This window comes from Streptomyces hygroscopicus subsp. hygroscopicus (genome assembly GCF_030269125.1).
GTDB lineage: Bacteria > Actinomycetota > Actinomycetes > Streptomycetales > Streptomycetaceae > Streptomyces > Streptomyces hygroscopicus_C.
In genome coordinates, this window is the sequence record NZ_BSSM01000001.1 from 434,519 (window position 1) to 448,070 (window position 13,552).

A 13,552-nucleotide genomic window follows, 5' to 3' on the forward strand; every position below is an offset into this window, starting at 1 on the left:
GATGACAGAGCGTCAGAAAGATCGTCCGTGGCTCATGCGGACGTATGCCGGCCATTCCACGGCCGAGGCATCCAACGAGCTGTACCGGCGCAACCTCGCCAAGGGCCAGACGGGCCTGTCGGTGGCGTTCGACCTGCCGACGCAGACCGGATACGACCCCGACCACATCCTCGCCCGCGGCGAGGTCGGCCGGGTCGGCGTGCCGGTCTCGCACCTCGGTGACATGCGCCGGCTGTTCCAGGACATCCCCCTGGAGCAGATGAACACCTCGATGACGATCAACGCCACCGCCATGTGGCTGCTGGCGCTCTACCAGGTCGTCGCCGAGGAGCAGGGCGCGGACATCACCAAGCTCCAGGGCACGACCCAGAACGACATCGTCAAGGAGTACCTGTCCCGCGGCACGCACGTCTTCCCGCCGGGACCCTCGCTCCGCCTGACGACGGACATGATCGCGTACACGGTCTCCCACATCCCGAAGTGGAACCCGATCAACATCTGCAGCTACCACCTGCAGGAGGCCGGGGCCACGCCGGTGCAGGAGATCGCGTACGCGATGTCCACCGCGATCGCCGTCCTGGACGCCGTGCGCGACAGCGGCCAGGTGCCGCAGGAGCGCATGGGGGACGTGGTCGCGCGGATCTCCTTCTTCGTGAACGCGGGCGTCCGCTTCGTCGAGGAGATGTGCAAGATGCGCGCGTTCGGCCGCATCTGGGACACGATCACGCGCGAGCGGTACGGCATCGAGAACCCCAAGCAGCGCCGCTTCCGCTACGGCGTCCAGGTCAACTCCCTCGGCCTGACCGAGGCGCAGCCGGAGAACAACGTCCAGCGGATCGTGCTGGAGATGCTGGCGGTGACGCTGTCCAAGGACGCCCGCGCGCGTGCCGTCCAGCTCCCGGCCTGGAACGAGGCGCTGGGCCTGCCCCGGCCCTGGGACCAGCAGTGGAGCCTGCGCATCCAGCAGGTGCTCGCCTACGAGAGCGACCTGCTGGAGTACGAGGACATCTTCGAGGGCTCGAAGGTGATCGAGGCCAAGGTGGAGCAGCTGGTCGCCGACTCCTTCGCGGAGATCGAGCGGATCCAGGAGATGGGCGGCGCGATGGCCGCCGTCGAGTCCGGCTACCTGAAGTCGCAGCTGGTCGCCTCGCACGCCGAGCGCCGGGCCCGGATCGAGTCCGGCGAAGAGAAGATCATCGGCGTCAACGCCTTCGAGGGCACCGAGCCGAACCCGCTCACCGCCGACCTGGACACCGCGATCCAGACGGTGGACCCGGCGGTCGAGGCCCGCGTGATCGCCGCGCTCCAGCAGTGGCGTGACACCCGCTACCAGCCGCCGTTCAACCACCCGCGCCCCTGCAAGGCGCTGGAGCGGCTGAAGGAGGCCGCCCGGGGCACCGGCAACCTGATGGAGGCAACGCTGGAGTGCGCCCGCGCCGGGGCGACCACCGGCGAGTGGGCGGGAGCGCTGCGCGAGGTGTTCGGCGAGTACCGGGCGCCCACCGGGGTCTCCTCCGCGCCGGTGGCCGTCCCCGTCGAGGCCGGCTCCGCGCTCGCCGAGGTCCGCGCCAAGGTGGATGCCACCGCCCGCGACCTGGGCGTCGGCAAGCTGCGCTTCCTGGTCGGCAAGCCGGGCCTGGACGGGCACTCCAACGGCGCCGAGCAGATCGCCGTGCGCGCCCGCGACGCCGGCTTCGAGGTGGTCTACCAGGGCATCCGGCTCACCCCGGAGCAGATCGTGGACGCGGCCCTCGCCGAGGACGTGCACGCGGTCGGCCTGTCGATCCTCTCCGGCTCGCACGCCCAGCTGGTCCCGGACGTGCTCCAGCGGCTGCGTGTGGCGGGTGCCACAGATATACCGGTGATCGCAGGTGGCATCATCCCGAACGGTGACGCCGAGCAGCTCATGGCCGCCGGAGTGGCCGCCGTCTTCACCCCGAAGGACTTCGACATCACCGGGATCATCGGCCGCATCGTCGACGAGATCCGGAAAGCGAACAAGCTCGACCCTCTGGAGGTCCCCGCATGACGACCGTCAACCGCCTTCGCCCGCGACGTTCCTGCCTGGCCGTACCGGGCTCGAACCCGCGCTTCCTGGAGAAGGCGCAGGGCCTCCCGGCGGACCAGGTCTTCCTCGACCTCGAGGACGCCTGCGCGCCGCTCGCCAAGCCCGAGGCGCGGCACACCATCGTCAAGTTCCTCAACGAGGGCGACTGGACGGGCAAGACGCGGGTGGTCCGCGTCAACGACTGGACGACCGAGTGGACGTACCGCGACGTCGTGACGGTCGTCGAGGGCGCCGGGCAGAACCTCGACTGCATCATGCTGCCCAAGGTGCAGACGGCCGAGCAGGTCGTGGCGCTCGACCTGCTGCTCACGCAGATCGAGAAGACGATGGGCTTCGAGGTCGGCCGGATCGGCATCGAGGCGCAGATCGAGAACGCGCAGGGCCTGAACAACGTCAACGCGATCGCCCAGGCCTCCCCGCGCATCGAGACCATCATCTTCGGCCCGGCCGACTTCATGGCCTCCATCAACATGAAGTCCCTCGTCGTGGGCGAGCAGCCGCCCGGCTACCCGGCGGACGCCTACCACTACATCCTCATGAAGATCCTGATGGCCGCCCGCGCCAACGACCTCCAGGCGATCGACGGCCCCTACCTGCAGATCCGCAACGTCGACGGCTACCGCGAGGTCGCCCAGCGCGCCGCCGCGCTCGGTTTCGACGGCAAGTGGGTGCTGCACCCGGGCCAGGTCGAGGCCTCCAACGAGATCTTCTCGCCGTCCCAGGAGGACTACGACCACGCCGAGCTGATCCTGGACGCGTACGAGTACTACACGTCCGAGGCCGGCGGCAAGAAGGGCTCCGCGATGCTCGGCGACGAGATGATCGACGAGGCCAGCCGCAAGATGGCCCTGGTCATCTCCGGCAAGGGCCGCGCCGCCGGCATGCGCCGCACCACCAAGTTCGAGATCCCGGAGGCCTGAGCGATGCAGTTCGGACGCACCTACGAGGAGTTCGAGGTCGGGGCGACGTACAAGCACTGGCCGGGAAAGACGGTCACCGAGTACGACGACCACCTGTTCTGTCTCCTCACCATGAACCACCACCCGCTCCACATGGACACCAACTATGCGGAGAAGACGACGGACTTCGGCAGGAACGTCGTCGTCGGGAACTACATCTACTCGCTGCTGCTCGGCATGTCCGTGCCGGACATCTCCGGCAAGGCGATCGCCAACCTGGAGATCGAGTCGCTCAAGCACGTGGCGCCGACCTTCCACGGCGACACCATCTACGGCCAGACGACCGTGCTGGACAAGTGGCCGTCGAAGTCGAAGGACGACCGCGGCATCGTCTACGTCGAGACCAAGGGCTACAAGCAGGACGGCACCCTCGTGTGCGTCTTCCGCCGCAAGGTGATGGTGCCGACCGAGACGTACATCAAGGAACGCGGCGGCGAGCAGCCGGGCCGCCCGCCCGTCTCCCACCACCACCCTCAAACGACGCCCCTGCGGGACGACACCTCCCGTTCCGAGCTGAAGCAGCAGGAGAAGTGATGGCGCGCCTCGCCCAGACCGCCGGTCTGACCGACGTCCAGCAGGAGATCGTCTCCACCGTCCGGGACTTCGTCGACAAGGAGATCATCCCGGTCGCGACCGAGCTGGAGCACCGCGACGAGTACCCGCAGCAGATCGTGGACGGCCTCAAGGAGCTGGGCCTGTTCGGTCTGATGATCCCCGAGGAGTACGGGGGCCTGGGCGAGTCGCTGCTCACCTACGCGCTGTGCGTGGAGGAGATCGCCCGCGGCTGGATGTCGGTGTCCGGCATCATCAACACCCACTTCATCGTCGCGTACATGCTCAAGCAGCACGGCACGCAGGAGCAGAAGGACCACTTCCTGCCGCGGATGGCGGCCGGTGACATCCGGGGCGCCTTCTCGATGTCGGAGCCGGCGCTCGGCTCCGACGTGTCGGCCATCTCCTCCAAGGCGGTCAAGGACGGCGACGAGTACGTCCTGACCGGCCAGAAGATGTGGCTGACGAACGGCGGCACGTCCTCCCTCGTGGCCGTCCTGGTGCGCAGCGACGAGGGCCACCCGGAGGGCACGGCCCCGCACAAGTCCATGACCACCTTCCTGGTCGAGAAGGAGCCGGGCTTCGGCGAGGTCCGCCCTGGCCTCACCATCCCCGGCAAGATCGAGAAGATGGGCTACAAGGGCGTCGACACCACCGAGCTGATCATGGACGGGCTGCGCATCCCGGCCGATCGGGTGCTCGGCGGCGTCACCGGCCGAGGTTTTTACCAAATGATGGACGGCGTGGAGGTCGGCCGGGTCAATGTCGCGGCCCGTGGCTGCGGTGTCGCCCAGCGCGCCTTCGAGCTGGGGGTGCAGTACGCCCAGCAGCGGCACACCTTCGGCAAGCCGATCGCCCAGCACCAGGCCATCCAGTTCAAGCTGGCCGAGATGGCGACCAAGGTCGAGGCCGCCCATGCGATGATGGTGAACGCGGCGCGCAAAAAGGACTCCGGGCAGCGAAACGACCTGGAGGCCGGGATGGCGAAGTACCTCGCCTCCGAGTACTGCAAGGAGGTCGTGGAGGACGCCTTCCGCATCCACGGTGGCTACGGCTTCTCCAAGGAGTACGAGATCGAGCGCCTGTACCGTGAGGCGCCGATGCTGCTCATCGGTGAAGGTACCGCCGAGATCCAGAAAATGATCATCGGCCGCCGCTTGCTCGAAGAGTATCGATTCCAGGGCTGATCGTCCGTATACGGGGTGTTTTCTTCGAGGGGAAGATCACACCCCGTAGACGTGGTTCAGCCGGTCTTCGGCCGCCGACTCGGCTTCCTGGCTTGCCCAGTTGCGGCCCGCGACCGGTACGATCCCCGGAAAGCCGCCGTCCCCCGTCTTGCGCGGCATCATCCGCTACGAAGGTCATCCATGCCCCACAGCCAAACCTCTGCACCTCGCGACAGCCGAGCCGGCGTACGCCTCGCGCGCGGAGCATCGCCGTGGCTTCTCCCGACCGTCGCCACCGCAGCCCTCAGCCTGGCCCGCGCCCGCCGCTCGGGTGCCGCCAAGGCCGTCGCCGTGCCCGCCACCGCTCTCGCGGCGGGCATGCTGTGGTTCTTCCGCGACCCCGAGCGCGAGATCGCCCAGGGCCGGGTCATCTCCCCGGCCGACGGTGTGGTGCAGAGCATCATGCCCTGGAAGGACGGCCGCACCCGCGTCGCCATCTTCATGAGTCCGCTCAATGTCCACGTCAACCGCGCGCCGCTCGCGGGCACGGTGACGTCGGTCGAGCACATCCCCGGCGGCTTTGTTCCGGCTTTCAACAAGGAGAGCGAGAACAACGAGCGCGTAGTCTGGCATTTCGACACCGAACTCGGCGACATCGAGATGATCCAGATCGCCGGCGCGGTGGCCCGCCGCATCGTGCCCTACATCCCCGAGGGCACGAAGGTCGAGCAGGGCGACCGTATCGGTCTGATCCGCTTCGGCTCGCGTGTCGACCTCTACCTGCCCGAGGGCGTGGAGGTGGCGGTCGAGGTCGGACAGAAGACCGTGGCTGGGGTGACTCGCATTGACCGTGATTGATCCGGAGACCCAGGCGAACTGGGTGCCCGAGGCAGACGAGGTGGACGAAGAGGAGGAGATGCCGCTCTCGCTCCGCCTGTCGATAGCGGACACCCTCACGCTCGGCAACGCCACGTGCGGCTTCATGGCGGTGTACTTCACCACCACGGGCATCCTGATCCCGCACCTCACCGGCAGCCAGGAGTCCGGCATGGCCCGCCACAGCGCGGCCACGGCGGTCATCCTGATGCTCTGCGCGGCGGTGTTCGACCTCTTCGACGGCCTGGTGGCGCGCAAGCTCCGCTCCTCGCCGATGGGTGCGGAGCTGGACAACCTCTCCGACCTGATCAGCTTCGGGCTGGCGCCGGCGTACTTCGTCCTCGTCTACGGCATGGTCGCGGACGACGCGCACCAGAGAGTCGCGGCGCTCGGGGCCATCGTGGTGCTGCTGGCGGTCGTGCTGCGGCTCGCCCGCTTCTCGTGCGTGACGATGAAGGACGGGATGTTCCAGGGCATGCCGTCGCCGTTCGGCGCGCTCACCGTCGTCTCGATCGTGCTCCTGGAGCTTCCGTTCGTGGCGACCCTGCTCGCGATCGTGGGCACGGCCTGGCTGATGGTGAGCCGGGTGGAGTACCCGAAGCCGCGTGGGCGGCTCGCCGGGGCGATGCTCTGCTGGATCGTCCTGTCCATGGGGCTCCTGGCCGCCTGGGCCTTCGACGCCCCCAGCGGTCAGCTGCTCCTCCAGACGGGCTGCGCGCTCCAGCTGGTCATGGGCGCGGTGATCCCGCTGTTCGCCACGGCCCGCCGGGTGAACAACTTCCGCGACAACCGCCGCGAGGCGCGGGCGGCGCAGTTGCCGTGACGGCCTCCTGACCGAGGGCCCCGAATCCAGGGTTGGCTGGGTTCGGGGCCCTTTCGTTCGTGCGGGGGACGGCTGGGGGCGGTCAGACCAGGAAGTCCTCGGCGATGCGGGAGGCGACGCGTTCCAGGAGGGGGCCGGCGTGCGCGACGCAGCGGGAGACGTCGGGTTCGAGGGACGTCAGGGGATAGGCGCGGGTGATGCCGGCCGCGCGCAGGGCCGGCTCCGTCAGGGCGAGGCGGCCGCACACCGCCACCACCTCCTTGCCCGCTGCACGCGAGGCCGCCGCCACGCCCGCCGGTGCCTTGCCGTGCAGGGTCTGCACGTCCAGGGACCCCTCGCCGGTGATCACCAGCGACGCGCGGGCCAGGGCGGGGGCGAACCCGAGAACGTCGAGCATGAGGTCGATCCCGGGCCGGAACCGCGCGCCGAGGAGCAGCGCGCCGTACCCGGCGCCGCCCGCCGCGCCCGCGCCCGGCGCCGCCGCGGCCTGCGCCGCCCGGGACCCGATCTCCGCCTCCAGCACCTTCGCGTAGTGTCCCAGCGCCGCGTCCAGGGCGCGTACGTCGTCCGGCGAGGCCCCCTTCTGCGGGCCGTACACCGCCGCAGCGCCCGTCGGCCCGGTCAGCGGATTGTCGACGTCGCCGGCCAGTACGAGCGAGACGGAGGACAGCCGGGGGTCCAGACCGGAGAGGTCGGCGCGGGCCAGACCGGCCAGACCGCCGCCGCCCGGCGGCACCGGCTCGCCGTCCTCCGCCGAGAACCGGGCCCCGAGCGCCGCCAGCATCCCGGCGCCGCCGTCCGTCGTGGCGCTGCCGCCCACGCCGAACACGATCGTGTGCGCCCCGGCGTCCAGCGCGGCCCGCAGCAGTTCGCCGGAGCCGTACGTCGACGCGGTCAGCGGCGCGAAGACGCCCGCCGGCAGCCGGTGCAGCCCGCTCGCCTCGGCCATCTCCACCACCGCGGTGCCGTCGCGCAGCGCGAACGCCGCCACCGCCTCTTCCCCCAGCGGCCCGGCCACCCGCACCGTGCGCCGTTCGAACCCGGCCGCGACCGCCGCGGCCACGGTCCCGTCGCCGCCGTCCGCCACCGGCAGCGCCTCGACCACCAGGTCGGGCACCACCCGCCGCAGCCCGGCGGTGACCCGCTCGGCGACCTGCACGGCCGTCAGCGAGCCCTTGAACTTGTCCGCGGCGACGAGTACCCGGCGGGTCCCGTCCACTGCGCCGTTCGCCACGTGCGATCCCCTCGCTCTCCGGGCCCCGGGCATACCGGGGCCGGTCGCGCCACTGCGACCCTAACCTCGCCGGACCCCCACCGTCATGCCTCCGACCACGGGCTGAGGCGGCCCGGCGAAAACGGGTACACCCAGGGCCATGAGCAGCGAGCACCCGGCACCCGTCGATCTCGCCGACCGGATCCACGGCGGCTGGCTCGGCCGGATCGCCGGCAACATGCTCGGCAAGCCGGTCGAGCAGGGCGAGGTGTGGACCCCCGCGCGCATCGACCGCTACCTCGGCCGCTCCGGCGCGCTGCCGCTCACCGACTACCTGCCCGAGCCCGCCGACCCGGCCGACACCGCCGTACTGCGCCCGGAGTGGCGCTCCTGCGTCCGCGGCCGGATCCACGGCAGCTGCCGCGACGACGACGTGGACTACACGATCCTCGGGCTGCACCTGCTGGAGAGTCGCGGCTTCGCCTTCAGCACCGAGGACGTCGGCGAGCTGTGGCTGACCCGGCTGCCCTACCTGCAGACCTTCACGGCGGAACGGGCGGCCTACCGCAACCTCGCGAACGGGCTGCGGCCGCCGCTGACGGCGACGTACGAGAACCCGTACCAGGAGTGGATCGGCGCCCTCATCCGCGCGGACGTCTTCGGCTGGACCCGCCCCGGGGACCCCGCCCGCGCGGCCGCCCTGGCCCGCCGCGACGCCGTGCTGTCCCACACCGGCAACGGCGTCTACGGCGCCCTGTTCGCGGCCGCGCTGATCGCCGCCGCCTTCACCGCCCCGACCGTACGGACCGCGCTGGACCGCGCGCTCGGCGTGATCCCGGCGAGCTGCCGCCTCGCCCGCACCGTGCGCCGCGTCATGTCGCTGCACGAGGCCGGGCTGCCCTGGGCGGACACCCTGGCCACCGCGACCGGCGAGAGTGCCGGGGGCTGGATCCACACCGTCCCGAACGCGGCCGTCCTCACCGCGGGGCTGCTCTACGGCGACGACGACTTCACCCGCACCCTCGCGCTCACCGTGCGCGGCGGTCTGGACACCGACTCCAACGGGGCGACCGCGGGCTCGGTGGCCGGTGTCCGCACCGGCGCCGCCGCCCTGCCGGCCCACTGGAAGGACCCCCTGGAGGACACGGTCCGCAGCGCGGTCTTCGGCTTCGACGGGGTGCGGATCAGTGCGCTGGCCGAACGCACCGTGCGCCTGGCGGGGGCCGGTTAACGGCCCGGCTCCGGCTGGATACCCTGCGACCATGACCTCCACCACTGACTACGCCGCCTACATCGCCGGTCTGCCCCGGGTCCTCGCCGGGGCCGCCGCGCTCTTCCGGGACGTGGAGGGGCGGGTGCTGCTGGTCGAACCCAACTACCGTGAGGGATGGGGTCTTCCGGGCGGGACGGTGGAGTCGGACAGCGGGGAGACGCCCCGGCAGGGGGCGCGCAGGGAGACGCGGGAGGAGATCGGGCTCGACCGGACGCTCGGCCGGCTGCTCGCCGTGGACTGGGTTCCGGGCACGGCGCGGCCGCCGTTGGTGGCGTACGTGTACGACGGCGGAGTGCTCGCCGACGACGAGCTGGGCGCGATCCGGCTCCAGGAGGAGGAACTGCTGTCCTGGCGGCTGGTGCCGCGCGAGGAACTCGCCGCTCATCTCCCCGGCGCCCTCGGCCGCCGTGTCCTCGCCGCCCTCGACGTCCTCGCCGACGGCTCCGGCCCGGCCGAGCTGGAGAACGGCCACCGGGCGGACTGACCCGCGGACGGCCGGTCCCGACCGGGCTCCCGGTCCACCGCCGATATCCACTCGCACCGCCCGGCCCCGGGCCCTACCCTCGCCCCATGGGCAAGCCTCTCGTGGCCATTCTCAGTGGCGCAGGTATCTCCACCGACTCCGGAATCCCCGACTACCGGGGGCCGAACGGCCTGTGGCGGCGCGATCCCGAGGCGGAGAAGCTCGTCACGTACGAGTACTACATGGGCGATCCGGAGATCCGGCGCCGGTCGTGGCGGATGCGCCGCGGCAACGGGGCGCTGGGGGCCGAGCCGAACGCCGCCCACCGGGCCGTCGCCGAGCTGGAGCGGTCCGGGGTCCCGGTCCGGGTGATCACGCAGAACGTGGACGGGCTGCACCAGCTCGCCGGGATGCCCGCCCGCAAGGTGCTCGAACTGCACGGCACCGCACGGGAGTTCCTCTGCACGCGGTGTCATGCGCGCGGCCCGATGGAGGACGCCCTGGCACGTCTCGACGCCGGTGAGGACGATCCCCCGTGCCGGGAGTGCGGCGGCATCCTGAAGTCCGCCACGGTGATGTTCGGCGAGCGCCTCGACCCGATGGTGCTCGGCGAGGCCGTGGCCGTCACCAAGGCCTGCCAGGTGTTCATCGCCGTCGGCACCAGCCTCCAGGTGCAGCCCGCCGCCGGCCTCGCGGGAGTCGCCGCCGACCACGGCGCCCGCCTGATCGTCGTCAACGCGGAACCGACGCCGTACGACGACCAGGCGGACGAGGTGATCCGCGAGCCCATCGGGACCGCGCTGCCCCGGCTGCTGGCCGGCCTGGCCGAGGACGCGGCGGCCGGCTGACTCAGAACAGGGCCGTGCCGCGTTCGAAGTCCAGCAGGCGGCGCTTGCGCTCCAGGCCGCCGCCGTAGCCGGTGAGGCTGCCGTCGCTGCCGACGACGCGGTGGCAGGGCACGATGATGCCGACGGGGTTGCGGCCGTTCGCGAGGCCGACCGCGCGAGAGGCGCCGGGATTGCCGAGGGTGTCGGCGAGTTGGCCGTAGGTGCGGGTCTCGCCGTAGGGGATGCGGGTGAGCTGGTCCCAGACGCTGCGCTGGAAAGGCGTTCCGCGCAGGCCGAGTTCGAGGGTGAACTCGCGCAACTCGCCCGCGAAGTAGGCGTCCAGCTGTTCCCCTGCCGCGGCGAAGCAGGGCAGGGAGTCGTCCCGGCCGCCGAAGTTCTCCTGGGGCGGGCGGTGCCGCTGGTCGGTCATGTACAGGCCGCACAGGGCGCCGTCCTCGGCGACCAGGGTGAGGGGACCGTACGGGCTGTCGGTCACGGTGTGGCACATCACGGGAAGAACCTTCTTACACGGGAAGGAAGTTGATCGGGTGGCTGTCGGTCGCCCATAGATACTGCACCGCGTACGCCCGCCACGGGCGCCATGCCTCGGCGCGGGCGGTGAGCGCGGCGGGGGTGGACGGCAGCCCGAGTTCGCCGGCCGCGCGCCGGATGCCGAGGTCGGTGGGCAGGAAGGCGTCCGGGTCGCCGAGGGCGCGCATGGCGATGACGTCGACCGTCCAGGGGCCGAAGCCGGGCAGCGCGAGCAGCCGGGTGCGGGCCTCGGCCCAGTCGGATTCCACCCCCAAGTGGAGTGAGCCGTCGGCGAGTCGACCCACCAGGGTGGTGAAGGTGGTGCGCCGGGTGCGGGGCATCGCCAGGGTCTCGGGGTCGACCGCGGCCAGCTCCTCGGGCGAGGGGAAGAGGTGGGTGAGGCCGCCCTCGGGGTCGTCCAGGGGCTTGCCGTGGGCGGTGACGAGGCGGGCCGCGTGGGTGCGGGCGGCGGCCGTGGAGACCTGCTGTCCGAGGACGGCCCGTACGGCGAACTCGGCCTCGTCCACCGTGCGCGGCACCCGGCGGCCCGGCGCCCTGTCGACCAGCGGGGCGAGCAGCGGGTCGGTGCGCAGCCGGTCGTCCACGGCCACGGGGTCGGCGTCCAGGTCGAGCAGCCGGCGGCAGCGGCTGATCGCCACGGCCAGGTCGCGCAGGTCGCTGAGGGTGAGGCGGCAGGCGATGTGGTCGGGGCGGGGCGCGAGGGCGACGATCCCGTGGCCGTACGGCAGTCGCAGGGTCCGGCGGTAGGCGCCGGTGAGGGCACCGCCCGCGTCGTCCGGGCTCCGCGGGAGCCATTCCTCGACGCCGGGTACGGCCGTGGCGGCGAGGTGGCCGAAGAGGTTGCTCGGATTGAGCGGGGCGCGGAACGGCAGGCGCAGGCAGAGGGTACCGGGGGTGCCGCCGCCGCTCGCGCGGCCGGCCGGTACCCGGTGGCGCAGCTCGCTCGGGGAGAGGGCGTAGACCTCGCGGACGGTGTCGTTGAAGGCGCGGACGGAGGAGAAGCCGGCCGCGAAGGCGATCTCCGCCATGGGCAGCGCGGTGGTCTCGATGAGCAGCCGCGCGGTCTGGGCGCGCTGGGCGCGGGCGAGCGCGAGGGGCCCCGCGCCCAGCTCGGCCAGCAGTTGCCGCTCCACCTGGCGGGTGCTGTAGCCGAGCCGGGCGGCGAGGCCGGGCACGCCCTCGCGGTCCACGACGCCGTCGCCGATCAGGCGCATGGCACGGGCCACCAGATCGGCGCGCTGGTTCCACTGCGGGGAGCCGGGACTGGTGTCGGGGCGGCAGCGCTTGCAGGCCCGGAACCCGGCCTGCTGGCAGGCGGCGGCGCTCGGGTAGAACGTCATGTTCCCGGGCTTGGGCGGGACGACGGGGCAGCTGGGCCGGCAGTAGATGCGGGTGGTCAGCACGGCCGTGTAGAACCATCCGTCGAACCGCGCGTCCTTGGACTGCACGGCGCGCACGCAGTGCTCCCGGTCGAGGTGCGTCGCTGTCTGCATGACTCAAGGATGACCGGCGCGGGAGCCCGGCGCTGGCGGAATTCCGACACGTACGCCGAGCGGCCTGCGGTGACGCCCTAAGGGGTCCGCTGCCGGAAGCCGCTGATCCACTCCGCCGTGGTGCGCAGCCCGCCGAAGGTGTAGAAGTGCACCTTGACCTCGCCGTGGCGCGCGGGATCGTACCGGTCGGTCAGCGTGCGCAGGAAGCGGTCGGGGCCCGCCGTGCCCAGCAGGTTGGTCAGCGAGAAGCCGTACTTGCGGGCGACGGAGGCGCTGGTGGTGACGCCGAAGCGGGTGGCGTAGCCGACGAGGCGGCGGATGCCCGCGGGTCCCGGGACACCGACGCGCACGGGCAGGTCGACGCCCCGGGCGCGGACGGCCGCCAGCCAGTCGAGGACCGGGTCGGCGTCGAAGCCGAACTGGGTGATCACGTCGCCGGTGAAGGGACCCGCGCCGATGGCCGCGGCCTTGTCGGTGAGCGCCGACCACAGGGCGGGGCCGGTTATGGCGGGGTGGCCCTCGGGGTAGCCGCTGATGCCGATGTGGCGGACGCCGTAGCGCTGGAGCAGTCCGGTGCGGATGACGGCGAGGGCGTCCTCGTACGGGCCCTCGGGGCGGGCAGGGTCGCCGCCGACGACGAAGACGTTGTCCGCGGTGCCGTCCTCGGCGAGGCCCGCGAGGAACTCCTCCAGCGCGGCGGGCGAGGGCAGCCGGCGGGCGGAGATGTGCGGCACGGGGACGAAGCCGAGCCGACGGACCGCGCGGGCCGCGGCGAGCCGGGTGGCGTGGTCCTCGCCGGCGAGGAAGGTGACGTTGATCCGGGTGCCCCGCGGGATGCCGTCCCGCGCCTCCTCCAGGGCGGGCACGTCCTTGCCGGTCATCTCCAGCGAGAAGTCGTCCAGCAGGGTGGTGCCCACCGTGGCCGGGGCGGTGACGGCGGGGTTCATCGGGCTCCTCGCGGCTCGGCGCTGCGGCGCGCCTGTTCGGCTTCGACCTGCGGTTTCGCGGGACGTCCCGCTCGTGTGACCGACCACGTCGGCCGGGCACCGGGTGCGATGCTACCCAAGCCGATGCGCCGGCCCGTCCCGGCCCGGCCGACCTCGCCCGGCCCCGGTCCGCCGACGCGGTGCCCTCCCCCGGATAAGTCCTGACAGCACGCATGGCGAACTCGTCTTGCGAACGGATCATCGGCGTCACGAGCGGGCCGGGTTCCGGCGCCTGGCCGCCCGCCGGTGCCGCGCGGCGCCTGTGCGCCCAGGGCGGCCCTGGCGGTGTCCCACCACCACC

Annotated in this window: 14 protein-coding genes; 9 read left to right on the top strand and 5 right to left on the bottom strand. The window is 71.9% G+C overall.

All coding sequences use genetic code 11. From position 1 onward, the window contains the following. The first annotated feature begins 1 nt into the window (after position 1). Genes QSK45_RS01795 through QSK45_RS01810 form a run of 4 tightly spaced genes read left to right on the top strand, consistent with a single transcriptional unit; the run spans position 2 to position 4,766 of the window. Complete coding sequence (locus tag QSK45_RS01795; RefSeq protein WP_285552492.1) at positions 2–2,029, top strand: protein meaA; 2,028 nt, start codon at positions 2–4, stop codon at positions 2,027–2,029. After that, positions 2,026–2,988, top strand: a complete 963-nt coding sequence (locus QSK45_RS01800) for an HpcH/HpaI aldolase/citrate lyase family protein (RefSeq protein ID WP_285552494.1) — start codon at positions 2,026–2,028, stop codon at positions 2,986–2,988. Before QSK45_RS01795 ends, QSK45_RS01800 begins: the two co-directional genes overlap by 4 nt. A 3-nt stretch (positions 2,989–2,991) precedes the next feature. Beyond that, positions 2,992–3,561, top strand: a complete 570-nt coding sequence (locus QSK45_RS01805; protein WP_285552495.1) for a MaoC family dehydratase — start codon at positions 2,992–2,994, stop codon at positions 3,559–3,561. After that, on the top strand, positions 3,561–4,766 hold the full coding sequence (locus QSK45_RS01810) for an acyl-CoA dehydrogenase family protein (protein ID WP_285552496.1): 1,206 nt from the start codon (positions 3,561–3,563) through the stop codon (positions 4,764–4,766). Before QSK45_RS01805 ends, QSK45_RS01810 begins: the two co-directional genes overlap by 1 nt. 36 nt (positions 4,767–4,802) lie before the next feature. Here the strand turns inward: QSK45_RS01810 and QSK45_RS01815 are convergent, their stop codons facing one another. Further along, a complete protein-coding gene (locus QSK45_RS01815) occupies positions 4,803–4,928 on the bottom strand; it encodes a hypothetical protein (RefSeq protein ID WP_285552497.1) in 126 nt (41 codons plus the stop codon). Between the two features lie 18 nt (positions 4,929–4,946). Between QSK45_RS01815 and QSK45_RS01820 the strand changes: the two genes are divergently transcribed. Together QSK45_RS01820 and pssA are read left to right on the top strand one after the other, a co-directional pair. After that, a complete protein-coding gene (locus QSK45_RS01820; RefSeq protein WP_285552498.1) occupies positions 4,947–5,603 on the top strand; it encodes a phosphatidylserine decarboxylase in 657 nt (218 codons plus the stop codon). 22 nt (positions 5,604–5,625) lie between these two features. Continuing rightward, positions 5,626–6,444 (top strand): CDP-diacylglycerol--serine O-phosphatidyltransferase, encoded by an 819-nt coding sequence (pssA, locus tag QSK45_RS01825; protein ID WP_285553368.1) that lies wholly within the window; start codon positions 5,626–5,628, stop codon positions 6,442–6,444. Between the two features lie 82 nt (positions 6,445–6,526). Here the strand turns inward: pssA and QSK45_RS01830 are convergent, their stop codons facing one another. Further along, entirely contained in the window at positions 6,527–7,663 is a 1,137-nt protein-coding gene (locus QSK45_RS01830; RefSeq protein ID WP_285553370.1) for a glycerate kinase family protein, read from the bottom strand. Between the two features lie 154 nt (positions 7,664–7,817). Here QSK45_RS01830 and QSK45_RS01835 point away from each other — a divergent pair, with 154 nt between their 5' ends. From QSK45_RS01835 to QSK45_RS01845, 3 genes are all read left to right on the top strand, one after another. Continuing rightward, entirely contained in the window at positions 7,818–8,888 is a 1,071-nt protein-coding gene (locus QSK45_RS01835) for an ADP-ribosylglycohydrolase family protein (protein WP_285552499.1), read from the top strand. Positions 8,889–8,919: 31 nt separating this feature from the next. After that, entirely contained in the window at positions 8,920–9,414 is a 495-nt protein-coding gene (locus tag QSK45_RS01840) for an NUDIX domain-containing protein (protein ID WP_285552500.1), read from the top strand. 86 nt (positions 9,415–9,500) lie between these two features. After that, complete coding sequence (locus QSK45_RS01845; protein ID WP_285552501.1) at positions 9,501–10,241, top strand: SIR2 family NAD-dependent protein deacylase; 741 nt, start codon at positions 9,501–9,503, stop codon at positions 10,239–10,241. A gap of 1 nt (position 10,242) precedes the next feature. On the opposite strand, the gene QSK45_RS01850 is transcribed toward QSK45_RS01845, so the two are convergent. From QSK45_RS01850 to QSK45_RS01860, 3 genes are all read right to left on the bottom strand, one after another. Continuing rightward, a complete protein-coding gene (locus tag QSK45_RS01850; RefSeq protein ID WP_285552502.1) occupies positions 10,243–10,731 on the bottom strand; it encodes a methylated-DNA--[protein]-cysteine S-methyltransferase in 489 nt (162 codons plus the stop codon). A gap of 13 nt (positions 10,732–10,744) precedes the next feature. Continuing rightward, the gene (locus QSK45_RS01855) at positions 10,745–12,265 is read right to left on the bottom strand and encodes a DNA-3-methyladenine glycosylase 2 family protein (RefSeq protein ID WP_285552503.1); all 1,521 of its coding nucleotides are present in this window, start codon (positions 12,263–12,265) and stop codon (positions 10,745–10,747) included. Positions 12,266–12,342: 77 nt separating this feature from the next. Beyond that, positions 12,343–13,212, bottom strand: coding sequence for a methylenetetrahydrofolate reductase (locus tag QSK45_RS01860; RefSeq protein WP_285552505.1), 870 nt, complete (start codon positions 13,210–13,212; stop codon positions 12,343–12,345). Positions 13,213–13,552 lie beyond the last annotated feature (340 nt).